This window comes from Streptomyces zinciresistens K42 (genome assembly GCF_000225525.1).
Classification (GTDB): domain Bacteria; phylum Actinomycetota; class Actinomycetes; order Streptomycetales; family Streptomycetaceae; genus Streptomyces; species Streptomyces zinciresistens.
Genome location: NZ_AGBF01000019.1, coordinates 39,711 through 60,835 on the forward strand (window position 1 = coordinate 39,711; position 21,125 = coordinate 60,835).

The 21,125-nt window shown below is 73.3% G+C and carries 35 protein-coding genes and 1 tRNA gene; 3 read left to right on the forward strand and 33 right to left on the reverse strand.

Translation table 11 applies throughout. The features are described 5' to 3' along the window. Positions 1–35: 35 nt before the first annotated feature. From SZN_RS09330 to SZN_RS09345, 4 genes are read right to left on the reverse strand one after another with little or no spacing between them, the layout of a single operon-like run. On the reverse strand, positions 36–251 hold the full coding sequence (locus tag SZN_RS09330; RefSeq protein WP_043729492.1) for a hypothetical protein: 216 nt from the start codon (positions 249–251) through the stop codon (positions 36–38). Beyond that, positions 244–1,131, reverse strand: a complete 888-nt coding sequence (locus tag SZN_RS09335; RefSeq protein ID WP_007493638.1) for a hypothetical protein — start codon at positions 1,129–1,131, stop codon at positions 244–246. The genes SZN_RS09330 and SZN_RS09335 overlap by 8 nt, the downstream gene beginning before the upstream one ends. Beyond that, complete coding sequence (locus SZN_RS09340) at positions 1,131–1,313, reverse strand: hypothetical protein (protein ID WP_007493640.1); 183 nt, start codon at positions 1,311–1,313, stop codon at positions 1,131–1,133. The genes SZN_RS09335 and SZN_RS09340 overlap by 1 nt, the downstream gene beginning before the upstream one ends. A gap of 17 nt (positions 1,314–1,330) precedes the next feature. Then, positions 1,331–1,888 carry a hypothetical protein gene (locus SZN_RS09345; protein ID WP_007493642.1) on the reverse strand — a complete coding sequence of 186 codons (558 nt, stop codon included), beginning with the start codon at positions 1,886–1,888 and terminating at the stop codon, positions 1,331–1,333. Positions 1,889–2,104: 216 nt separating this feature from the next. Between SZN_RS09345 and SZN_RS09350 the strand changes: the two genes are divergently transcribed. Next, positions 2,105–2,320: a hypothetical protein gene (locus SZN_RS09350; protein WP_007493644.1), complete on the forward strand. Its 216-nt coding sequence runs from the start codon at positions 2,105–2,107 to the stop codon at positions 2,318–2,320. A gap of 18 nt (positions 2,321–2,338) precedes the next feature. On the opposite strand, the gene SZN_RS41305 is transcribed toward SZN_RS09350, so the two are convergent. From SZN_RS41305 to SZN_RS09485, 26 genes are all read right to left on the reverse strand, one after another. Continuing rightward, positions 2,339–2,851, reverse strand: coding sequence for a hypothetical protein (locus tag SZN_RS41305; protein ID WP_167546297.1), 513 nt, complete (start codon positions 2,849–2,851; stop codon positions 2,339–2,341). A gap of 122 nt (positions 2,852–2,973) precedes the next feature. Beyond that, positions 2,974–3,249 carry a hypothetical protein gene (locus SZN_RS09360; protein ID WP_007493646.1) on the reverse strand — a complete coding sequence of 92 codons (276 nt, stop codon included), beginning with the start codon at positions 3,247–3,249 and terminating at the stop codon, positions 2,974–2,976. Positions 3,250–3,290: 41 nt separating this feature from the next. Continuing rightward, entirely contained in the window at positions 3,291–3,632 is a 342-nt protein-coding gene (locus SZN_RS09365) for a hypothetical protein (RefSeq protein WP_007493647.1), read from the reverse strand. 105 nt (positions 3,633–3,737) lie between these two features. After that, positions 3,738–4,436 (reverse strand): hypothetical protein, encoded by a 699-nt coding sequence (locus SZN_RS09370; protein WP_007493648.1) that lies wholly within the window; start codon positions 4,434–4,436, stop codon positions 3,738–3,740. Between the two features lie 110 nt (positions 4,437–4,546). Beyond that, positions 4,547–4,900 (reverse strand): hypothetical protein, encoded by a 354-nt coding sequence (locus SZN_RS09375; protein WP_007493649.1) that lies wholly within the window; start codon positions 4,898–4,900, stop codon positions 4,547–4,549. Then, a complete protein-coding gene (locus SZN_RS09380; protein WP_007493650.1) occupies positions 4,897–5,097 on the reverse strand; it encodes a hypothetical protein in 201 nt (66 codons plus the stop codon). The genes SZN_RS09375 and SZN_RS09380 overlap by 4 nt, the downstream gene beginning before the upstream one ends. 91 nt (positions 5,098–5,188) lie before the next feature. Further along, positions 5,189–6,568, reverse strand: a complete 1,380-nt coding sequence (locus SZN_RS09385) for a hypothetical protein (protein WP_007493653.1) — start codon at positions 6,566–6,568, stop codon at positions 5,189–5,191. Between the two features lie 87 nt (positions 6,569–6,655). Beyond that, positions 6,656–7,633, reverse strand: a complete 978-nt coding sequence (locus tag SZN_RS09390) for a DNA-methyltransferase (RefSeq protein WP_007493656.1) — start codon at positions 7,631–7,633, stop codon at positions 6,656–6,658. A 30-nt stretch (positions 7,634–7,663) separates the two neighbouring features. Continuing rightward, the gene (locus SZN_RS09395) at positions 7,664–7,870 is read right to left on the reverse strand and encodes a hypothetical protein (RefSeq protein WP_208865776.1); all 207 of its coding nucleotides are present in this window, start codon (positions 7,868–7,870) and stop codon (positions 7,664–7,666) included. Between the two features lie 52 nt (positions 7,871–7,922). Further along, on the reverse strand, positions 7,923–9,437 hold the full coding sequence (locus tag SZN_RS43145) for a WhiB family transcriptional regulator (RefSeq protein WP_007493660.1): 1,515 nt from the start codon (positions 9,435–9,437) through the stop codon (positions 7,923–7,925). Further along, a complete protein-coding gene (locus SZN_RS09410; RefSeq protein ID WP_043729502.1) occupies positions 9,434–9,637 on the reverse strand; it encodes a hypothetical protein in 204 nt (67 codons plus the stop codon). Before SZN_RS09410 ends, SZN_RS43145 begins: the two co-directional genes overlap by 4 nt. Beyond that, entirely contained in the window at positions 9,634–9,987 is a 354-nt protein-coding gene (locus tag SZN_RS09415; protein WP_007493664.1) for a hypothetical protein, read from the reverse strand. Before SZN_RS09415 ends, SZN_RS09410 begins: the two co-directional genes overlap by 4 nt. 3 nt (positions 9,988–9,990) lie before the next feature. Beyond that, positions 9,991–11,820, reverse strand: a complete 1,830-nt coding sequence (locus SZN_RS09420) for a zinc finger domain-containing protein (RefSeq protein WP_007493666.1) — start codon at positions 11,818–11,820, stop codon at positions 9,991–9,993. A 91-nt stretch (positions 11,821–11,911) separates the two neighbouring features. Beyond that, on the reverse strand, positions 11,912–12,409 hold the full coding sequence (locus SZN_RS09425) for a hypothetical protein (RefSeq protein ID WP_007493668.1): 498 nt from the start codon (positions 12,407–12,409) through the stop codon (positions 11,912–11,914). Beyond that, positions 12,406–12,639: a hypothetical protein gene (locus tag SZN_RS09430; RefSeq protein ID WP_043729504.1), complete on the reverse strand. Its 234-nt coding sequence runs from the start codon at positions 12,637–12,639 to the stop codon at positions 12,406–12,408. Before SZN_RS09430 ends, SZN_RS09425 begins: the two co-directional genes overlap by 4 nt. Then, on the reverse strand, positions 12,636–13,478 hold the full coding sequence (locus tag SZN_RS40875; protein ID WP_007493670.1) for a hypothetical protein: 843 nt from the start codon (positions 13,476–13,478) through the stop codon (positions 12,636–12,638). The genes SZN_RS09430 and SZN_RS40875 overlap by 4 nt, the downstream gene beginning before the upstream one ends. After that, positions 13,475–13,918: a hypothetical protein gene (locus tag SZN_RS40880; protein WP_007493672.1), complete on the reverse strand. Its 444-nt coding sequence runs from the start codon at positions 13,916–13,918 to the stop codon at positions 13,475–13,477. Before SZN_RS40880 ends, SZN_RS40875 begins: the two co-directional genes overlap by 4 nt. After that, entirely contained in the window at positions 13,915–14,217 is a 303-nt protein-coding gene (locus tag SZN_RS09445) for a hypothetical protein (RefSeq protein ID WP_007493674.1), read from the reverse strand. Before SZN_RS09445 ends, SZN_RS40880 begins: the two co-directional genes overlap by 4 nt. Beyond that, the gene (locus SZN_RS09450; RefSeq protein ID WP_007493677.1) at positions 14,217–14,432 is read right to left on the reverse strand and encodes a hypothetical protein; all 216 of its coding nucleotides are present in this window, start codon (positions 14,430–14,432) and stop codon (positions 14,217–14,219) included. The genes SZN_RS09445 and SZN_RS09450 overlap by 1 nt, the downstream gene beginning before the upstream one ends. Beyond that, a complete protein-coding gene (locus SZN_RS09455; RefSeq protein ID WP_007493679.1) occupies positions 14,429–14,677 on the reverse strand; it encodes a hypothetical protein in 249 nt (82 codons plus the stop codon). The genes SZN_RS09450 and SZN_RS09455 overlap by 4 nt, the downstream gene beginning before the upstream one ends. Continuing rightward, complete coding sequence (locus SZN_RS09460; RefSeq protein ID WP_139063542.1) at positions 14,674–15,477, reverse strand: hypothetical protein; 804 nt, start codon at positions 15,475–15,477, stop codon at positions 14,674–14,676. The genes SZN_RS09455 and SZN_RS09460 overlap by 4 nt, the downstream gene beginning before the upstream one ends. Positions 15,478–15,659: 182 nt before the next feature. Further along, a complete protein-coding gene (locus tag SZN_RS09465) occupies positions 15,660–15,938 on the reverse strand; it encodes a hypothetical protein (RefSeq protein WP_007493686.1) in 279 nt (92 codons plus the stop codon). Further along, entirely contained in the window at positions 15,935–16,519 is a 585-nt protein-coding gene (locus tag SZN_RS09470; protein ID WP_007493689.1) for a hypothetical protein, read from the reverse strand. Before SZN_RS09470 ends, SZN_RS09465 begins: the two co-directional genes overlap by 4 nt. Beyond that, positions 16,516–17,058, reverse strand: a complete 543-nt coding sequence (locus SZN_RS09475) for a hypothetical protein (protein WP_007493691.1) — start codon at positions 17,056–17,058, stop codon at positions 16,516–16,518. Before SZN_RS09475 ends, SZN_RS09470 begins: the two co-directional genes overlap by 4 nt. A gap of 82 nt (positions 17,059–17,140) precedes the next feature. Then, positions 17,141–17,419, reverse strand: coding sequence for a helix-turn-helix domain-containing protein (locus tag SZN_RS09480; protein ID WP_007493693.1), 279 nt, complete (start codon positions 17,417–17,419; stop codon positions 17,141–17,143). Then, positions 17,416–17,691 carry a helix-turn-helix domain-containing protein gene (locus SZN_RS09485; protein ID WP_007493695.1) on the reverse strand — a complete coding sequence of 92 codons (276 nt, stop codon included), beginning with the start codon at positions 17,689–17,691 and terminating at the stop codon, positions 17,416–17,418. The genes SZN_RS09480 and SZN_RS09485 overlap by 4 nt, the downstream gene beginning before the upstream one ends. A gap of 263 nt (positions 17,692–17,954) precedes the next feature. On the opposite strand from SZN_RS09485, the gene SZN_RS09490 reads away from it, so the two are divergent. Further along, positions 17,955–18,377: a hypothetical protein gene (locus SZN_RS09490; RefSeq protein WP_007493697.1), complete on the forward strand. Its 423-nt coding sequence runs from the start codon at positions 17,955–17,957 to the stop codon at positions 18,375–18,377. A 197-nt stretch (positions 18,378–18,574) separates the two neighbouring features. Beyond that, on the forward strand, positions 18,575–18,820 hold the full coding sequence (locus SZN_RS09495; RefSeq protein WP_007493699.1) for a hypothetical protein: 246 nt from the start codon (positions 18,575–18,577) through the stop codon (positions 18,818–18,820). A gap of 57 nt (positions 18,821–18,877) precedes the next feature. On the opposite strand, the gene SZN_RS09500 is transcribed toward SZN_RS09495, so the two are convergent. From SZN_RS09500 to orn, 3 genes are all read right to left on the reverse strand, one after another. Beyond that, positions 18,878–20,173 (reverse strand): tyrosine-type recombinase/integrase, encoded by a 1,296-nt coding sequence (locus SZN_RS09500; RefSeq protein WP_007493701.1) that lies wholly within the window; start codon positions 20,171–20,173, stop codon positions 18,878–18,880. 120 nt (positions 20,174–20,293) lie between these two features. Then, positions 20,294–20,366: transfer RNA gene (locus SZN_RS09505), tRNA-His, on the reverse strand. Positions 20,367–20,483: 117 nt separating this feature from the next. Beyond that, a complete protein-coding gene (gene orn / locus SZN_RS09510) occupies positions 20,484–21,086 on the reverse strand; it encodes an oligoribonuclease (protein WP_043729511.1) in 603 nt (200 codons plus the stop codon). Between the last annotated feature and the right edge of the window lie 39 nt (positions 21,087–21,125).

Sequence of the window (21,125 nt, forward strand, 5' to 3'; positions counted from 1 at the left end):
CAGGCGGGTGCGAGGACCTGAACCGGCGCAGGCGACTACCGCAGTCGCCAGCCGGACAGCCGGTCGCCGTCGCCGACGTCGGCCGTCAGCCGCTTCCCGGCCAGCCGGTCGACGGGCAGGCCGACGGCGCCGGCGATCTCGGACGCCGGGTAGCGCTCGGGCTCGGCGCGCTCACCGGGGGGTACGTCCGCGACGACCTCGGCCTGGTCGCCGAACAGCAGCAGGATGATGACGTTCACTCGCTCACTCATGAGCAGATCCTTTCGGCAAGGGGAAGGGCTGCTGCACGTTCGGGGCGTGGTCGCTCTCCTCGGCCGTGAACCTGCCGCCGTCACTGCGCTGCGCCCCGTGCCGGCCGCGCCCCGGGCGCGCAGTATGCAGGGCTGTCACCTGATCCGCGGCGAATCGCCCCTCGCCGCCCCGGCCGGGAGCGCGGTCCACCTGCCCCAGCCCCCAGCGGGACAGCTGCCGGCGTGCACTGCCGTTCGCGGACGGCCCGGTGTACCCGAGGTACGCGGCGACCGTGCTGATGGTCCAGCGCTCGTAGTCGCGTGCCCGGTAGGCGTCCAGGTCATCGACGTGCCACAGCGGCATCCGGCCGCCGAGCGCGTAGTGCCGGGGGTGCGGGGCGTTCCCGGCCTTCTGCAGTGCGATCCACGCGCCGCCGGTGAGGGCGGTGCCGCCGTCGGCGAGGTGCCGCAGCGCCTGGTCGCGGGTCATGCAGCGGTCGTCGCGGGCCGCGTCCGCGGACGGGACCCGTTCGGTGAGCGCCTCGATCCGGCTGCGGGCACCCGCGATCGGCCACGCGTACACGGGCATCTGCCGGGCGTTGTACTCCAGCCACTCCTGCGGGCCGGTGACGGCGTGGCGGGGCAGCGGTTCGAGGTTCGTCATGAACCGGTGGTCGGGCTGTCCGGCGATCTCGTCGGCGCGGGGGCCGCTGCCGTGCAGCAGGGTGTGGTTGGGGTTGTCTCCCTTGGTCAGGCCGGTGTCGCACAGGACGCCGAGGGGCTGGTGGCCGACGGACATGTGGATGGCCTCGGCGAGGGCACGCGCCTTGGGGGTGAGGGTGTCGAGGTCGACCGTTTCCGGGGCGCTGCCCGCGCGGATCCGGAGCGTGACGGTCGTCATCAGTACTCGCCCCGCAGGGAGTCGATGTAGAGGTCGGCCTCGGTCCGGGTGAGGGTGGCGATGCCGTCCCGGTCGGTGGGGCCCTTGAAGAAGCCGACGGTGCCGGCCTCCCCGTCCCGGGCCTGTCGGCGCAGGAGGTCCAGGATGGTCCGGATCTGGTCCGGGGTGGCGGTCTCTGCCATGAGGGCGGTCCTTTCGGTCAGGCGGCGAGCTGGGTGCGGAGCCGGGCGGCGAGGTCGAGGACGTCGGCGATGCTGATGCCGGGGACGTCGCCCCGGTAGGTGGTACGGAGCAGGCCGTCGTCGCGGCCCTGCGGGTCGCCGGCCCAGTCGGCGTCAGGGAGTTCGGTGATGACGATGAGGGCGGAGCGGAAAACGGTGAGGAAGTGCGCGCGGTCGCTCTCGGGGATGGCGTCGAAGCGGTCGGCGAAGAGGGGGGCGAGGCCGCTGACCGTGATGGTGTGGCCGCAGACGGGGCGGGGGCGGCGGGAGCGCTTCACGACCGGGGTGATGGTCTCGGTGCGCTCGCCGGGGGTCCAGTGGGTGACGGTGTATCCGGCGGCCAGGTCGATCATGGGCGTCTCCGTGCGGGCAGGGCGGCGCTTCATGGCGCCGATGGCGATGCGGCGGGCGAGGGAGGCGGCGTCGATGATCCAGCGGCCGGCCTGCTTGACGGCGGCGACGGCGCCGGCGCGGCACCAGGTGCGGATGGTGGCGACGGTGACGTCGGCCTGGACGGCTGCGGCGGTGCTGTTCATCGTGGCCCCCTCGGTTCGATGACTCCATAATACCTCACCGTGAGGCGTTATGGAAGCGGGAGGCGCTGCATCCATGTGAACCGGGTTGCGTAGCGACCCTCGGCTGGGGCAGAACGCCGCCGACCAGCGACGGCGGGGTGATCGGGCGGCCGGGCCCAACCGGCGGGCGGAGTAGCCCACCGTGCGCCCGGTCGGGCCGCGGGTGAGGCTGGAGGCATGGCCGACGACCAGCCCGTGGTGATCTACCCGCCCGACGAGGACGGCGGCCGCCGCGTCCGCATCGACGGCACCATCCTCGGCCGGGCCTACAGCGTCCAGGACGTCGCCGCATTCATCCAGACGGCCGGCCTCCCGTCCTTCGACGAGATGGACGTCGTCCGCAGCACCCTCATCGACTGGCGCGGCGGCGGGCCCCATGTCTGGTCGCCGTGAACGGGGGCGGCGGCCGCCTCAGCCAGCGTCCGGGCACAGCGTCTCCCCGGCGTCCAGCCACTGCGCGTACGCGTCGCCGTCCTTGCCGTTCCACAACTCGGTGCCCGCGTTGCCCTTCACGAAGCCGGGCCGGGTGATCGTGCCTGTGAGCAGGTAGTTCTCGCCGTTCGCCGCGTTCAGGTACGCCCCGCCGCCGACGGCGTCGCTGCAGGCGAGCACGACATCGGACGTCTTCCACGGCCAGCCCTTGCCGTACGACGCCCGGCTGGCGATGACGCTGTCCTCGCTCTGGCGCACCGTCCGCCCCGGGAACAGGCTCTGTGAGGCCGGCTCGCTGGCGGCCGGTTCGCTCGCTGGCGGGTCGGACGGCGAAGGGTCGGACGGTGGCGGGGAGGACGCCTCGCTGCTCGCCGGCGCCGGCGTGCTCTCCGGCTGTGTCGCCGGCGCCGACTCGGCCGGATCACCCCCGGAACCCGACCCGCAGGCGGAAGCGGTCATGACGATCAGTCCGGCGACGAGCACAGCTCTCACACATCTCATGCCAGCACCTTGGCATCAGGAGGGACCGCCTCTGCGTGAGGTCATCAATCTGTGACGAGGCCCTCCCCGCCGGGGCGGAGGAGGGCCTCGTCGTCCAGGAGCGGCGTGCGAGGTCAGCCCACCCGTACCTCGACGGTCTCTGCCTTCTTCGGCGTCTCGGCCTGGTAGGTGACCCTGCGCACGAGGTGCGCCGGTACGACGGTCACGGTGTACGTGTCCTGGCCGGGCGGGGGCACGTAGTCCTTCGTGCGGGGGTCGATGTGAAGGAAGCCGGCCTCGATCGCGACGCGGACATTGTGCAGCCGCTGGAGGAGCTGGTGCTCGGCGTTCGGGTTGGGGACCAGCTGTTCGGCGAGTTCGACTTCGGCGGTACGCCAGTTCAGGCTCATGCTCTTCCTCGGTGGTCGTCGTGCGGGTGGGCGGGCCGGCGCTATTTGCCGATGTTGATCTTCTCGTTGTCGAGGAGCGCGGTGTGGGTGGCCGCCGTGATGATCAGGATGACCAGCAGGAAGCCGGCGAGGGGGTTGCTGTCGCTGGGGTCCGGGGACATGGCCATCGCCACGCCGATGATGGCGATCTCGCCGACGACGTAGGTGATCGCGAGCCAGGGCTTGACGACGCCCTTCACCGCGGCGACGACGAACGGCACCGCCGCGCACATGCCGAGCGTGACGACGGGCACGATCGTCCAGACCACCTTGGCGAAGGTGGAGGCGAACATTCTCGGCCGGGCGGGCGCGAGCGGGGCGTTGAAGTACGGGTTGGTGGCCATGAATTCCCCCAAGGTGTGCTGCAGTGTGAAGGAAGTGTGCAGCCGGTGACGGGTGTTGTCAGGCGGTTCGCCTGGATTGATGCCCACGGGTGACCAGCCGGGCTGCTAGGCCGCCGCGGTGCCCGGTGCGCGGCCGTCGGCGGGTTGCTCGCCGGGCGGGGGGTGGTTTCCGGGCTGGAAGCGGCGCAGGGCCAGCCAGGTGTCGGGCGGGTACTGGCACAGGCACCAGCCGCACTGCACCGTGCGGCGCAGGTCGGCCCACAGCCGGCGGCCGCAGATGATGCCGCCCTCGTCGACGGCGATGCAGTAGCCGAGGAACGTGGGCTCGGGCGGTTCGTCCAGGGCCCTGCCCGGCTGGACGACGGCGCGGACACGGTCGACCAGGTGGCGCACCTCGAGGGCGAGTTGTCCGCCCTGCTCCCACAGGACGATGAAGTGGACCTGGTCCTGCAGGCCGGCGGACGCGCGGGTCAGCCGGTACCAGAGCGAGCCGGTGCGGGCCGGGACGGGCAGGTGGCGTTCGCTGTGGATGGCCTCCCGCCAGTCTTCGAGGACGCCGATGATGCCGCCCGGGCCGCGCAGGTCGAGGACCTCCTGGTTGAGCGGCATCGGCGCTTCGGCCATGCGGGTGCGTCCGCCGTACTGGGCCGGGCCTGCGGGCCCGGCGGTTCCGGGCGAGAGCCACGCCTCGAGAGTCGCCCACAGGCGTGGGAGCTGGGCCAGGCGGCCGAGGGTGGTGCGGGCACAGTCGGGGCACAGCCGGCCGTGGTCGAGCTGGTGCGTGGAGCACAGGGTGCAGATCACGGGGTCCGCCTTCCTGCTGGTGGTGCGGGCGGGGGTGGGGAGGTGTGCGGGATGCGGCCGGGCTGGCCGGCGGGCGCGGGATCCGCAGGTGCCGGGAAGAGCCCGGCCGTTCATTCGTCTCTCCGGTGCTGCTGCTCGATGCGGTCGAGGAACGCTGCGAGGGTGTGGCCGGAGGTGCAGTTCTGGTCGTGGATGTCCTCGGCGTGGCCGTTGAGGAGGCAGCACGGGGTGAGGGGTGCCGGGGTGTGGCCGAGGGCGCGGGCTCGGGTCCAGTCGGCCTCGAGGCGGCGGCGTTTGAGCCGTCGGTGCTCGCGCAGCGCGGCTTCGGTGAGGACCAGGACGCCGAGCCCGAACAGGCAGGCGGGTACGAGCGCGTGCTGGGCGGCCGAGCCTGCGGCGGCCGCGGCGAGGACGATCGCGCCGGCGATCGCGGCGTGCTGGTACCGGCGGGCGGGTCCGGTCATCGGCTGACCCTGATCTCCCGCAGCGGGCGGCCGTGTTCGAGGCCGGAGTGGAGCTCGCGGAGACGGCGCAGGGCCCTGCCGTCGCGCAGGCTGAGGCGCCTTCGGGTATCGCCCGCGAGCTGGGCCCAGCAGGTCTGGCAGAGGTAGTGGCCGATCCCGCGGGTCCGCGGGCAGGCAGGGCACTTCAGCTTCGTCACGTGCGCCTCCACGGGCAGTAGGTATGGCCGAGGGGGATACCGCTGGTCACGACGGTGAGGGCCGTGAACCACGAGGCAGCGAGGATGCAGCTCACGATGTCTGCGCCCCGTCCTGCCGCGCCCCGGCGGCGGGCTGCACGGCCAGCAGGTCGGCGCCGCACGACGGATGGACACAGAATCCGCCGTCGGGCAGGTCGCCAGCCGTCACCTCGTGGAAGTCGACGTGCCCGACGGCGGGGGCGGGCTTGTGGCCGAGGCAGTGCAGGAGCCGTCCGCCGTCCTGCCGGTAGCCGACCAGGCCGGTGGCAGCGAGGCGCTGTACCTCACGGTCGGGGACGATTTCTGTGGCGCCGACCCAGACATCTGCCGACTCCGCCTCGGCGGCGGGCGGGGCCTCGTCCTGCTGCTGCGTCTCGGCGTCCTGCCTCCGGCTCAGGGCCCGTAGGACTGTGTCCAGGTCGGGGTCCTGCGTCAGGTCCGTCAGCGCCTCCTGGACGGGCCCGGGGCTCAGGTCCCGGGGTGCGAGGACGCGCAGGATGGTGATCAGGGCGTCCACCAGACCCACCGCGATGCCGGTGTCTGACCGGCAGCTCTGCGGCTGCGCGAGCAGCTCGTCCTGCTGCTGCGCCTCGTCGGCGTCGGTCACGATCAGCGGCCACGGGCCGAGGCCACGGCCGGTGATGCGCTGCTCCGGGTGGACGTGGGTGAAGTGGGCGCGCGCTCCGTTCGGGGTGTGGAGGGTGACGGGGGTCGGGCAGAGAGGGCAGCGGACCGGGCCGTCGGTGAGCGCGACGGCCGTCTCGGGTGTGGTGGCCGGTGTCTCGCCCTCCTGGTGCGCACCGCAGTTGTGCGTGCAGCCCTCGCATGGGCAGGCGCATCGGTTCGGGGCGGTCTCGTATCCCGGGCATGCGGCCGGTGTCTCGCCAGCCAACTCGGCGGCCTCCCGCAGGATCGCGGCCCGCGCGGAAGTCGTGGCGGGCGGCGCCTGCCCGGCGGGCGGCTGCTCCCCGTCGGCGTCGCTGATGCCGGGGCACCAGACGCCCGGCGTGGCGTGCCAGGGGTGGCCGTCGTGGTAGTCGTCGTGGCCGCACGGGCGGGTGCCGGTCTCGATGGCGTCGCGGATGCCTCGCGCGTAGGCGGCCTGGTCGGCAGGCAGCACGGCGGGTTCGTCGGTGCGGTGCACGATCGCGTGTGCGGCCACGAGGCCGATGTCCACAAGGTCGCCGCCGGACGTCGGTAGATCCGAGGCGCGCAGCGCAGCAGTGATCAGCTCGCCCAACTCCGGCACGGTGTACGTGTCGAAGCCGATCGCCGGGAAACCGTCAGCGGCCTTGTAGACGCGCAACAGGCTCACGGTGGGCTCGGGCTCCGGCGCGTGCTCGCACTCGCCGTACACGAGCGTGTGGGCCCCCGCGCGGCGGCACCTGCGGTTACAGCCGTCGAAGTCGATGGTCGGGTCGGGCTGGGTCATGTCGTCTCCAAGGGGCTGGGTCGGGGCTGGTCAGGGGCTGGGCGTTCGGTCGGCCCTGCTTGGTCCAGGGCCGACCGGTCTCGCTGATCACGCAGGGAGGTTGATGACGCCCTGCGCGAAACGCTCCCGGGCGAGGTCGTGGTAGGCGGGGTTGAGGTCGATCCCGACGTAACGGCGGCCGAGCTGGCGTGCTGCGGCGCCGGTCGTGCCGGACCCGGAGAACGGGTCAAGCACCGTTCCGCCTGGGCGACAGCCGGCCTTGATGCAGCGCATCGGGAGCTCGATCGGGAAAGTCGCGAAATGCGCCTGCGGGTTCGGGGTTTGGCTGATCGTCCACACCGTGCGGGCGTTCCGGCCGCTCTTGCCCGGCCGCGAGTGAATGCCGATGTTGTTGACGTTGCCGGGCTGGCCTGTCGTAGCAGCGCGCGCGGTGTGCGCCTCGTACTGGCGGGCGTAGCGCTGGTTGTGGGGCTCCTGCGCGGCACTCGCAGACGCCTCGCGGATCGCGTCCGCGTCATACCAGTACCGCGGCCCTTTGGTGAGCAGGTACACCATCTCGTGCGCCTGCGTCGGCCGGTCGCGGACAGACTCCGGCATCAGGTTGCGCTTCGCCCACACGATCTCCGAGCGGAGCGTCCATCCATCGTCTTGCAGCGCGATGGCCACGCGGGCCGGGATCATCAGCAGATTTTTCGGCGGGACAGCACGGGTACCAGGGCGGGACTCCGCGGTGAACGCGCGGCCGCCGCGCTGCCCCTTGCCCTGTCGGCCGGCAGAGCCGGGCGGGTAGGCGTAGCTGTCGCCGAGGTTGAGCCACAGGGTCCCGTCGTCGGCGAGGACCCGTCGCGCCTCGGCGAACACCGCGCGCAACTGCTCGACGTAGGCCCCGGGCGTCGGCTCCAGCCCGTACTGGCCGGGGGTGCCGTAGTCGCGGAGTCCAAAGTAAGGGGGTGAGGTGACGATGCAGTCGAGGGATGCATCGGGCAGCGTGCGCAGGGTGGTGAGGGCGTCGCCGAGGAGGAGCGTCACCTGTTCATCGCGGTAGTACTCGGCGGGCGACTTCATGCGCTGTGCCTTCCATGGTCGGTGGGCTGGTCAGGGTCGGGTGGTGCAGGCGGGGCAGAGGTCGGCCAGCCCGCCGGGGCGGCGCTGGCGGGTCCAGCCGTCGGCGCGGCCGTCGGCGCGGACCTGCCGGGCCGTCACCGAGGCGGACCGGGCGCGGACAGCGGCCGAGCCGGGGCAGTCGGTCTCGTGGTCGGGGCCGTCGCAGGCCACCTCCACACCGAGGGGATACGCGGTCACGGGGTTCACTCGCCCGTCTCTTCAGCAGCGGAGACAGCGGCGCCGGGACTGCTTATGCGCTGGTGCCCGCGGCTCGCCAGGCGTCGAGGACGCGCTTGGGGATCTGGCCGACGCCCGGGCAGTCGACGCCGTGCCCGACGGCCCAGGCCCGGACGGTGCGGGCGTCGTAGTCACGCGGCGGCGGGCTGCGCCGCGGCTTCTTCGGCGCGAGCTCCGCCTCCCGCGCACGCAGTTCGGCGAGCCGCTTCTCCAGCTGCGCGGCCTCGTCGGTGATCGCGGTGAGTTCCTGGTCGGCGGCATGCCGGGCGCGCAGTCCCTCGACGGCGGCGCGCGCCCGGGCGGCCTGGTCCTGGACGCTGCTGTCGGGGTGGCTGTCGCCCCACGCCAGGAGGGCGGGCAGCGGCAGCGCGCCGGCGGGGGCCTGCGCAGTGTGCGAGGGGTGTGACGTGGTGTCGGCGGTGGGCATGACGGGCTCCCGGGGTGTCGAGGCGGGGGTGAGGTCGAGAAGGTTGTCGCGGGCGGCCTGCGGGCCGCCCTGTTGGTCGATCTCGCTGAGCAGGGCGCGCAGGGCGTGAACGGTCACGGCTTCCTCCACCGGGATGGCGCGGACCAGGTCGTCGGTGAGGTGCGCGCCGGCCATGCAGGCGCCTTCGGTACAGCCGCTGCGGACGTAGCCGGCAGGAGGCCGGCCGTGGTGCTGCTCGAACGCGGTGTGGCGGGCGTTGAAACGGCCCTTCTCGGCGTACAGCTGCGGCATGCGGCCGGACCACGTGCCGGTCCAGCGCGCGTGACCGTCGCCGTACGGCTCGAGGCGCGCGGCGAGCGCCTGCGCTCTGGTCTGGGGCGGCGGCGGCCGGCGGGCGGGCGCCTTCAGACCGGCCGCCCGGCGGATCTTGAGGATCGCCGGCGCGCTGATACCGACCTGCTCGGTGATCTCGCTGTACGAGGCTCCCGCCCGCAGCAGCTCGAGGGTGCGCTGTTCGTTCTGCGCGCGCTGCTGCGGCGAGTACCGGAAGCCGGGCCCCTGCCGGTAGGGGATGGCGTACGCCGTGCGGGTCTCCGTGATCGTCCTGCTGGTCACGTGGAGCTCGTCCATGATCTGCCGGTGCGTGGCGCCGGCCCGCAGCATCGCGGCGACGCCCTCACGCTGTGATGCCGCGGTGTCCTTCGCCGCGTTCCGGGAGCCGGGCTTGGGCTTGGGTTTCGCCTTCACGGTCGGTGTCCTTCGTCGGGTCGCGGCCCGGGCCGGCCTGGCCCGGGGAGCGTCGGGTTCGGGGGCGGGCACGGCGGCCGCCGGCGCCAGGCGCTCCCGCAGGACGGCGAGTGCGGCTGCCCGGCCGTCGGGGAGCGGGGGCAGAGCGCGGCGCTCCGCGTGGGTCAGCCCGCCCCACAGGCCGTTCGGGGTGTCCTGGACGAGGGCGTCGTGCAGGCACTCGGCGCGCACCGGGCAGCTCTGGCAGACCGCCCGCGCCTCGGCCCCGGGAGACTTCACCAGGAACAGGGGGCGGTTCACGGCTGTCGAGCAGGCGGTGAGCTCGTGCCAGCGCACGCTGTCGGCGGGGCTCACGCACACCTGCCCGGGCGTCCGATGACGACGCCGGCGATGCCCTCGAGCAGGGCCGCCATGTGGGCGGCCTGCTCGTCGCGGGTGCACGGCTTGTAGCCCGGGGGGAGTTCGGCAGCCGGGCGCGGGCCCGGGCTGCGCCAGGCGGTGCCGGTGGGGTGGTCCTCTGCCGGCACCAGCTGCTCGTCGGCGGAGGCGGTCACCGGGCCCACCGGCCCTGAGGCTGCTGGCCGAAGAGCGGCGGCTGCACGGTGGGTCTGCGGCGGGCGGGCCGCGAGCTCGGGGGCGGGGACTGCTGGCCGGTGCAGGAGTTCCAGTGCGCGATGGCCTTCCACTCCAGCAGCGCGTCCACCGGCTCCGGCTCCTCCGCGTCGAGCCGGCGCACGACGGTGCCGCCGAGGCCGGTGGCGCGCGCGGCCAGGTTCCCGGCCGGGCTGGGCTGGGCGTTCAGGGGCGTGCGCTGTCCGCGGTCCGGGCCGGACGCCCAGCGGACCGGTGCGCCGCAGCGGGCGCACTTGGTGACGCCGAGCGTGGGGTGCGGGATCGTCGGCATGGGTCAGGTCCCCTCTGTGCGCGCGGCGGCGGCCGCGGCCCGGGCGGTGTGGGGTTCGCGGCGTCGGCGGCCGCGCGGTGTGGTGCAGGGCTGGCCCTCCTCGGCGACACAGCCCTGCTCCGGGCAGGCGATGCCCAGCGCCCCGGTCACCGGGGCCCGGCCGACCGCGCTGCGGAACTCGTCGGGCATGTAGTCGTCGCGCACGGGCGCCTCCTCGGTGACGGGTGATGCGAACGGCCCGGCAGGCACAGCGACCGGCTCCGGCCGTACGGGCGGTGCGGGCGGGAGTTCGCCGTACGCGGCGCGCAGCAGCTCGCCGGCGCGCAGCACCCCGTACCGATGCAGCGCGGCAGCGGGCCCGTGCCGGGCGGCCAGTGCCAGGACGTCCTCGTCGGACGCCGCAGACCGCTGCCGGTACGTGGCCTTCGCCGGGGCGCCCTGCGCGCGGAGCACGGCGAGGTCCTCGTCCCACTTCCGCGCGCGGCGCCATTCCTCGCGGCTGACCTGCCGGTTGAGGGCGCACGCCTCGCACGGCGCGCCGGTGGGCCAGGTCCGGCCGTCCTCGCACAGCGGCAGTCCGCACCCGCGGGGGACGACCGCCACCGCCAGGAGCCACGCGCCGAGGTCCTCGATGGCGCGGGCGTCGCGGTAGCGGGCTGCGATGCGGGCCGCCATCCGCTCGGGCGTCACCAGCGAGACGGCGGCCTGGTCGAGCTGGCGGCCGATCTCGCGGGCCACCCGCCGCAGCATGAACCGGCTGGTCTGCCCGGTGATCAGGTGGCGGACGGGGGCGAGGCTGGTGTGGATGCGTGCCGTCCAGCGCAGCTCCGGCCCGCCGTACGGGGGCGTCGGGGCGGGGGCGGAGCGGTTCCCGCGCGCAGCGCGAGAGGTGCCCGGCCGGAACGTGCCCGGCACCGTGCCGGCCGCCGGGGCGGGGACCCGCTTACGGTCACCTCGCCTGCGGCGGGAAGCCCCCGCTGGCTTCGTCTGGTCGGGTCGGTCAGTTACGTGGTCTTCCCTAGACGCGAGGGAACCGTCACCAAGATCCGGACCGGATCCGTCACAGACGACCGGTGACCCGGTCTCCCACAGCGGGAGTTGCCCGGCCGCCTGGCCCTCGAGGGCCGCGGCCTGCGGCGCGGGTGTGGTGGCGGGCACGGTGTGCAGGGGGTGGCGGTGGGTTTCGTAGGCGTGGCGGCCCTGGGCGCCGCCGCGGCGGTGGACCGTGACCCAGCCCGTCTCGCCGAGGCTGTCGGTCAGGCGGCGCACCTGGCGCTCGCCGAGGTGTTCGCCGGCGCGCCGGCCGGTGTGGTGGTGCAGCATCTCGCCGAGCTCGCCGGCGGTCATCGGGATGCGGCGGGCGTCGGCGTAGGCGAGGAGGGCGTACAGGCGCAGCTCGCGCGGGCTGAGTGCTTCGGCCGCGCGGACGGGGATACGCACCCACAGTTCGCCTGCGGTGAGGGGGCGGGTGGTGCGGTGGGCGGACTCGCCCGTCCCGCCCGCGGCGGTACGCCGCGTGGTGGGGACTTCGACCAGGCCGTCGACGGGGTCGGGCCGGGTGAGGGTCTTGAGGGCGCGTTCGACGGCGGACTTGGACATGCCGAGGTAGGCGGCGAGGGTGGCGACGCGGGCGCGGCATCCCTCGGGCCGCAGGGCGAGTGCTGCGATCTTGACGTAGACGCTCAGGGCCGCATCGGGGTACTGAGCGCCCACGACCAGGCGCAGGGGGACGAGGACGGTCAGGCCGCCGGCGCGCGGGCGCGCACCCTCGGCCGCGCGGGGCGGCGGGGTGTGCGGTGCAGCCGGGGTGGCTGCGAGCGCGACGGCGGACATGACGGTTCCCTCGGGTTGGCGGGCCGGTTGGTGGTGTGCCGGGCGGGCGAGGCGTGGTCATCGCCCGCCCGGCAGGTCTGAGGTGTGCGGGTCAGCGGGGTGCCCGCCGGCGGGGTTTGCCCGTGGTGGCGCGGATCTGCTGGAGGACGGCGGCGGGGATGGTGAGGGCGGCCACGACCGGACAGCTGGCGGCCTCGCCGGCGGTGGCGGGTCGTTCGGTGCGGATCCAGCCGCGGGAGTAGAGGTTCTGCAGGGCGACCTGGATCTGGCGGGGCGCGAGCCCGGTGGCCGCCGCGAGGTCGCCGGTGGTGGGCCGCTGGCCGGGGCTGAGACGGCCGGTGGTGTGGCTGGCCCGCCACATCAGGTCGTGCCCGACCAGCCGGGCGTGGGCGTGCATGCGGCTGGCGCGCAGCCCGAGCATGAAGTACCGGCGGAAGTGCTCGTCGCGGGTCAGCTTGCCCGGGGCGAGGGCCGCGTCGGCGGCCGGCGCCTGCGGAGCACGCGCCGGCCGCGGCGGGGCGGGCGGGGGCGGGGTGCGGCGGGAGAGGTCGCCGGGGGTGGGGGTGCGGGGGCCGGCCGGTGCGGTCATGGTGTGTGGCTCTCCTCGTCCGGGGCGCCGCTCGCGTGGGCGGCCGGCGCCGTGGTGTCGGGTGGGGGCTGGCGGCGGCTGGGCCAGCCCGGTGACGGAGGCAGGTCGGGCAGGCCGCGCTGCCGGCGGGGCGAGTGCAGCTCGCACCACCAGCCGCTGGCGTACAGGCGGCTGCGGGTCAGGGCGTGCGGCGGCGTCAGCCACGTGCACACCGGAGGCCGCGCGGTCACCCGGTGGGGTCCGGCTCGCTGGGCTCCTCCTGCACGGGCGTGCTGGGCTGGTCGTCCCAGACGTCGTGGTCCTCTCCGGGCCGCGCGAGGTCGAGCCGGGCGCTCCACACGGCGACCGCGAGGTGCCGTCGTGCCGACGGCAGCCAGTACTCGTCGCGCCGGCCGGCGGCGTGCTGGCGGATCGCCGAGGCGGTGGCCTCGCGGGCACTGCTGGTCCGCTCGCGCAGGGCGGGCAGCGGGGCGGGGAGCTCGCGGTCGTGCGGCGCGTACGTCCACGTCTCGATGCGGTACAGGTCGCGGCCGTCGCGGCCGGACTGCCGGCAGGCGTCGCGGAGCTGGACGGCATGGGCGATGCTGCACGCGGGCTGGTGGGCGAACTCCTGCACGCTCGGCCCGGCTTCGACGTAGACGGTGCTGGGCGTGCACCAGTGCGTGGTGCCCTGCGGGTGGGGGCAGACGGCTCCCCGCCGCGTCGGCTCCTGGACGTACTGGTCGACCAGGCTGAAGCGGGTCACGCGGAACGCGGGCGCCTTGCCGCAGCCCTTGACCCAGCACCGCTTGTACTGCGCGTGCGCCTGGTAGCTGCACTCGTCGCACACGCAGCCGCCGCCGCAGTTGCAGCCGAGGGACTCTCCGTCGTCGTCAGTGCCCGCGCAGCCGCAGTACTCGTCCGGGTCCTGGTCGTCGTAGTCGTCCGGGCTGCCGGCCGCGATGTCCTTCGGGTGGTCGCCGGGCAGCAGGTGGCCGGGCGCCCATGCGCGCATGAGGATGCGGGCTGCGGCCTCGATCTCCTGCGGGGTCGGCCCGGGCAGGGCCGTGCCGGTGGTGGTGTCGGTCATGATGCTCCGATCGAAGGGGTGGGCAGGGACGCGACGGCGTACGACCAGGCGCTGTCGTTCGCGGCGCGGGCGGCGTGCTGCTCCCACCGGCAGACCAGGACGTCGACCGACCGGGCCTTCGGGGTGCGGCCGATGGGGTGGCCGCAGGAGCAGGCCGCCAGGTAGTCGTAGGCGTCGGTCTCGAGGACCAGGGCGTGAGCAGTGGACGTCGCCCCCGGCCCGGCGGTGGTGCTGCCGGTGGGGGTGTCCTTCTCCTCGGCCCGGGTCAGGGAGGTGTCGAGGGACTCGGCCAGCTGCGGCAGGGTGGCCGTCCAGCGCGGTTCGCTGCTGCCGGGGCCGAGCCCCTGTACCAGGGCCTCGCGCAGCTCCTGCCCGAGGAGCGGGCGCAGCAGCACGGGCTGGCGCAGGGCGGCCGTGAGGATGTCGATGCGGGAGGTCACCGGTCACCGCCGGGGCGGGTGGGGATGGTGCGGAGTTCGGCGCGGGCGCGGGCGATCGCCGCGCAGCGGCCGTTGCAGTACCAGTGCGCGGCCGCGCCGTCGGCGGACCCGGCGACCTGGACCAGTCCGGCGGCCGGGGCCTGGTCCGAGACGGCCGGGCTGGCGCAGGCGCCGACGGTGCAGGGCGCGACGACGGGGAGGCCGGCGGAGTCGCGGCCGGTGCCGATCAGGCCGGCGTTCCATGCCTGCTTCGCGCGGAGCTGGCCGGGACTGGTCTCCGGCAGCTGAGGACGCGCCATCAGCTGTCACCGCCGCCGTCTGCGTGCCGGGTGTTGCCGGGCGTACTGCGCCAGGTGGCGATTTCGTCCTCGGCCGGGACGGGCAGGGGCCGCAGCTCCATGGCAGCCACCGTGAACGGCTGACCGGCCGCGAGGTGGCCGGCGGCGAGAGCGCGCTGGCTCATGCCGTCCCGGCGCATCTGGCGCACCAGGGTGAGCCGGTCGGTGCGCGTCACTGCGCCACCGCCTCAGCGGCCTCGACGAGGGAGCGGAGCCGCATCATGCAGCCGACGGCGGCCCGGAGCATCGCCTCGGAGTCGTGGATGTTGGCGACCTCGGCCTCGGCCAGCGTCTCGCGGGCCATGCGGATCTCATCCGGCAGGCCGAGCGGGGTGAGCGCCGCGTCCTCGGGGGCGAGGAGCGGGGCGTAGGCGGTGGGCTGCCGGCCGGAGCCGGGCGCGGGGAGCGGGGGCGCGGTCACTGGCCCTCACCCCGGGCGGCGCCGGTGTGGACCGGGCGGCCGTCGCGGACGATCGTGAGCCGGTGCGGGCCGGCCTCCATCCACATCTCGGACAGGGGGTCGGGGTCGTCCTTGACGGCGTAGCAGCCGACCATGCCGTCGAGGACCTCCGTGTCCCGGGGCAGGGTGTGTGTCAGGAGCTGCATGGACAGGAAGCCGTGCGCCCCGGCGGAGATCAGGTACGTCTCACCGAACGGGGCGCGCGTGCCGGCGGCCTCGTAGTGGACGTGGACCAGGTCGCCCGGACGGTTCGGGTACCAGGCGGCGGTGGTCAGCTCGGCGTGGCCGTCCATCAGGGCGCCCAGCTCGCCGGCCAGGTCGCGGCGGCGCTTGGCGTCCTCCGCCCGATCCAGCGGGCTCTGGATCTCGTGCCCGGCGAGGGGCAGCTGCGCGGCGACACGCACCGCCAGCATGTCGACCCGCATCATCCACGGCTTGGGGCGCGGCTCGGTGCCGTCGAACACTGCCCGCGGGTAGCCACAGATGATCTCCGCCGGGAGGCGGTCCTCGCCGCCGGGCTGCTTCAGGACCTTGGTGATGATCTTCAGGGCGTCGGTGCGGCTCGCCGACAGGACGGCGTGGCCGGCCAGGGCAGCGGCGACGACCTCGGCGAGGCCGTCGACGGCACCGCTCCAGGTGTGCTCTCCGCCGCCGGGGATGCTCTCGGCGATCTTGACCGTCATCCGGTCGGGGACGCCGCCGGGGATCAGGCCCTCGACGGCCTGCGCGACAAGCTGCTGCACAGTCGTATGGGTACTCACGTTCGATTCCTTCAGGGTTGTGCCGGGCGGGCGGGACGGTTGTCAGGGCACGTCCCGCCCGCCCGGAGCTGTGGTGAGGGCGAAAGATCAGGTACGGCGGCGGGCGACGTGGGCGACGCGGAACGCGCCGGACTCGAACGCCTCCAGGTTGGCGAGGGGATCCCGCGGGCTGGTCTCGGGCATCAGGCGGCTTTCTTGGCGTGGCGCGGCGAGTGGTGCTGCACGCGCAGGGGCTGGGTCTCGATCGCGGTGGGCGGGGCGGCGTGCCAGCGCAGGGACTGCGGGGCGTAGGCGGGCAGCGCGGCCGGCGGCGAGAGGGGCGGCAGTCGGCGCGGTGCGCGGCGGGAGCGGGTGGGCTCGGTGTCGAGGGCGAGCTTCATCAGGCCGAGCAGGGGCAGCCCGGTACCGATGCCGATCCCGGCGCAGGCGAGCCATTCGGCGGCGGACGCGGGGCTGCTCACGTCGGGACCGGGCTGGTCTCGGCGAGCAGGCCCATCAGCCGGGCCGTCCCGCGGTCGGTGAGCAGGGCCGGTACGCCGTACGCCTGGACCTGCACGGCGACGTCGCCGACCACTCCCACCGCGTACGCGGCGTCGCCCTGGACGGTGACCTTGTCGGTGGCGATGCCGAGCTTGTCGACCCACCACCGCCAGGCGTTGAGGCTCTGCGGCCGCACGGTGAGCCCGAGGTAGGTGGCGGAGGGGACGTCGGTGGCGATGACGTCCGGCTGCCGCATCCGGTACTGCTCGGCCAGGCGCGCGGCCGGGGAGTCCAGGTCGACGTCGAGGCCGATGCGGGAGGTGCACTGCGCGTAGGTGGTGGTCTGCACGCCGGCCTCCTCGTCGGTGGCCGGGCCGATGACGGCGCAGCGGACCGGCACGGTCTCCGCGTCGCTGTCGGCCTGTTCGGCGAGGAACGCCTTGACGGCGGGGGTGAGTTCGACGGCCAGGCGCTCGAGCTGGTGCCGGGTCAGCGGCAGGTCGAGGATCTGGGCGGCCAGCTCGAGGCGGGAGTGCAGCCGGTGCTGCAGGGGCCGGCTCACGCGCCGGTCTCCGGCGTGTGTGCGGTGGCCAGCGGGACGACGGGCGTGATGGCGGGAACGACGACGCCGGCGGGGTCGGTGCTGGCGGCGGGCGTCGGCGGGGTCGGCTCGGCCGCGGCGGGGGCCTGCGGGGAGGGCGGGGTGTCGCTGCGGGGCAGGAGCTGGTCGGCGTCGGTGGTGTTCAGCAGGGCCCGGGCGACGACCTGGACGCCGTCGGCGGTGGTCTGCGCCTCGATCCAGACGACGCCGCCCCACCGGGCGTGGGCGCGCTCGTCGTCGCGGGTGGGCTGGGCGTCGATGTGGGCGGCGGCCGTGAGGAGGCCGCGGCCGGCCTCGAGGCCCGTGCCGAAGTGGATGCGTACGGCGAAGTGGTCGGCGCCGAGGTAGCGGTAGGTCTCGACCGAGGTCGGGATGACCTGGCCCAGGCCGACGATCCGGTCAGCGAGGGCGCGGGCCCGCTGGTAGGAGGCGCGGATGGCGTCCAGTGGCGGGGGCCCGGGGGGTGCGGCGGTGGTCGTGGGCTGGGTACTCTGCTCCACGTGAGCCTCATTTCAGAGTGGTGAGGCGACGTCTCGAGCGGGGCCGTTGCGGACGGGCAGGTCTGCAGCGGCCCTGTTTGCGTCAGGAGACGGTCGCGAGCTTCTTGCCGCGGCGCGGCAGAGGGCGCAGGTCGGCGAGCGGGTGTGCTCCCGCCGACGGGGTGGGCGTGGGAGCTGCTGCCAGCGGGCCGGTGCTCGGCTCGTGGTGGTGCAGCTGGTCGATCCGCTCCAGGTCGGCGTCCGTGAAGTACACGACGCGGCCGAGCTTGGAGTGGGGCAGGGCCTTGATGTGGCGGCGCAGCCAGGACTCCTCGACGCCGAGCTCTTCGGCAGCATCGGGGTAGCGGAGTCGGCGGGTCATGCCGGCGCCTCGGCGTTGTCGTCGGGGACCTTGCGGCCGGTCTCGGCCCACAGGCACCCGACGTCGATACCGATCACGCGGCAGATGTCGCGGGCGACGTGAGCCGGCTGCGTCCGGGTCTTGCCATTCAGCAGGCCCTCGATCGTGCCGTGAGGGATGCCGACCGCGGAGGCCAGTGCGCGGCCGCTGATCTCAGACCCGTCTGCCGTGCGGGTCATCAGGTCGCGCAGGGTGTGCGGCTTGAGCAGGGCGTATCGGGGTTCTCGCGTCACGGGCAGACCTCTTGGGCGGTGCGTCCAGAAAAGTTGGGCAGCTCCAGAGTGGCATGCGATTGGGCGACCTGTCCAGAAAAATTGGGCAGTTGCTTGTGATGGATTTGGTCAAGGTCTTCGTGGGGGGTGGCGCGAAAGCCCATGAATCTTGGACACTATGGCTATGCAACAGGGCGGGGATGCTGCCTGATCAGCGCATATGCCAACGCCGCCACACGTGCCACATGGGCAACCCCCGGGCCCTAGGTGACCAGGAGACGACGATGATGACGGCCAGCGAGTCTGCCGCCGAGGAAACCGGCAGGTCCGACCTGTCGGACCTCCTGAGAAACCGCATGCCCGAGCTGGGTCTGTCCTACCGGACCGCGGCCGATGTGACGATCGACCCCCGCAACCCGGAGGCCGGCCCGCTCTACAAGCGGGGCACCCTCGAGAACCTGCTGAAGAACCGCATTGCCGGCGCCCCCAGCGAGGCGCAGTGCCGCGCACTGAGCGCCGCGTTCCAGCTGCCTCTGACGGCCGTGCAGCGCGCTGTCGCCGCCCAGTACCAGGGCTATATCGCCGAGCACTGGAACGGCTCGGAGAAGGCGCGGATCCTGATCGCACGCATTGACGAGATGGACGACGACAGCCTCGACCGCCTCACGAGGCTGGCCGAGGTCGTCCTGGACGACAAGTCGAAGTAAGGCTCTGGCCAGGGGTTACGCTCGGTTCGCCTCTGGTTAGTACTACTTTCGACTACATCGCGTTCAACTCTGGTCACGCCGTGCCCCATATGGCACAGTCGGTGATCCGCCTGGGAAGCGGCATCACTCGATCAGGTCACCCACGCCCGCACTGCTGGCCGGGGTGGGTGCGCGTTCATGCAAGGGGGCACGACGCCATGACACAGGACGCCTCGGGGGAGTCCGCCGAACGCCGAGTACCGACCCAGGTTGATCTGGAGTTCGTCCCTGCACTCCCCGACGGGCGGGCCGTCGCGCCCGCCGAGAAGGACGGCCGGTTCGTCTGGCTCGTCGCCAAGGGCGCCATGACGGAGGAGTGCCGGAGCGAGATGCAGGAGTACATGACCCACATCGTCAGCACCGGCATGTGGACCCAGAACTGGCCCTCCCCCCAGCTCTGTTAGGAAAATCGATTCCGCGCAGGAAGGGGCCGCACGCCACCGTGCGGCCCCTTCGCGCGTTCACCCCACCGTCCGGAGCCCCCGCGGCGCCGGCGCGCCCATGGCCGCCTCGACCGCCGCGGCGATCTCACCGTCCAGTGCGCTCACCAGGTGCCCGTACCGGTCCACCGTCGTCGTGATCGACTCATGCCCCAGCCGGGCCTGGATCGCCGGCAGCGGGATGTTCTTCTCGATCAGCCACGCCACGTGTGTGTGCCGGAGATCGTGCAGCCGCGGTCTCTTCGTCAGCCCCCGCCTGATCGCCTCCGCCACGGCCGGCTGCCACTTCCGGTGAAAGAAGTTGCTGTGCCGCCACGCCTTGCCCAGACCGCCCCGGAAGATGAAGTCCTCGGGCTGGCGTCCGGCCAAGTGCCGGCGCAGCATCTCCATCTGACTGTCCGACAGCGCCAGCGTCCGACGGGACCGCTTCGTCTTGGGCGGCCCCAGCTCGAACGTCGCACTGTCCCCCTTCCGTTTCCACGCCCGCTGCACGTTGACGGACTGGCGCTTCAGGTTCACGTCGCGCGCCTGCAGAGCGGACGCCTCCCCCCACCGCAGGCCCGTGCCGACGAGGAAATCCGCCAGGTCGGCCGCTGCGGGATCGATGGCGCGCATGCAGCTGGAGATCCGCGCGTACTCGTCGTGCTCGAGGAACGTCATCTCCTCCTCGATGCCGTCGTCGCTGCGCGGCAGCCGGGTCTTCGAGCACGGGTTGTCGGGCCGCAGAGGAGTGGCTGTCTCCACCGCGGCCTGGAAGACCGAGTACAGCAGCCCGTGCCTGTTCGCGATGCTCTTGCCGCTCGCCTCCTGGCGCAGCCACTGCCCCTCCTTGGACGGGTGCGGAACGCCGTTCTCCTGGGCGAGGACCCAGTCGCCGACGTCGTCGGCCGTGACGTTGCACACCGTCGGCCGCAGTACGGGCCCGCCGCCGAGGGGCGTGTGCACCAGGCCGCCCAGGAGTACCTCGCTGCCGTCCTCACGCTGGTACGGCACGCCCGCGAAGTGCCGGCTGATGTCCCGCTTGTAGTCGGCCCGCGTGCGCTCGCTGATACCCGTGAGCCGGTCGGCGTACCGGTGCGCCCAGGCGATCAGATCGACGTCGTCCGGGTGGGTGTCCGGCTCGACGAACCCCCGGCCCTTGATCCACCCGTGCGGCCACCGGTTTCCGTGGGCTTCGACCAGCTTCCGGAACTGGCCAGCCTGCTCCTCACCCTCCTCCCCGCCGAAGTTCTCGGTCTGCCAGTCGCCGTCCTGTCGCCACTTCACCTGGTACGTGATCTCGCCCGACTTCTTCGGGCGCGGAACGATGCTCGCCATGGGTGGAAGATACGGCCTGAATCGGGCATCGGGGAGGGGTTCTGTTCCCGCAGTGTTCCCAAAGATCTAGAGACGACGAAGGGCTGACCTGTTTTCGCAGGTCAGCCCTTGATCGATAAGGGTGAGTGACGGGACTCGAACCCGCGGCATCCTGGACCACAACCAGGTGCTCTACCAGCTGAGCTACACCCACCATGACCGGCTGTTGACTTCTGGTGGAGTCTCCGACCGGCCGAGAAAAAGTGTACAGGGTCCGAAGGGGTGCTCGCGCACGGGTTTCGCGGCCCCGGCCCGCGGCCCCGCCGTACGCCTACTGAGCAGGCAGGACGTGCTTCGCGGCGATCGACCTCGCGGTCTCCGAGTCGGGCCCCGGCTGGGGGACGAAGACGGCCTCGCGGTAGTAGCGCAGTTCGGCGATGGACTCGCGGATGTCGGCGAGCGCGCGGTGGTTGCCGTTCTTCTCGGGGCTGTTGAAGTAGGCGCGCGGGTACCAGCGGCGGGCCAGCTCCTTGACCGAGGAGACGTCGACGATGCGGTAGTGCAGATAGCCCTCCAGCGTCGGCATGTCCCGCAGCAGGAAGCCGCGGTCGGTGCCCACGGAGTTGCCGCACAGCGGTGCCCGGCCCGGCTCCTTCACGTGCTCGCGCACATACGCCAGCACCTGCTCCTCGGCGTCGGCCAGCGTCGTTCCGGCGGCCAGTTCGTCGAGGAGCCCGGAGGCGGTGTGCATCTGACGCACCACGTCCGGCATCGTCGTCAGCGCCGCGTCCGGCGGCCGGACGACGATGTCCACGCCCTCGCCGAGGACGTTCAGCTCGGAGTCGGTGACGAGGGCGGCAACCTCGATGAGCGCGTCGTCCGACAGCGAGAGGCCGGTCATCTCGCAGTCGATCCACACCATGCGATCGTTCATGCGCCCACCCTAAAGCTGGGTTCCGCTTTTGTGAGCACG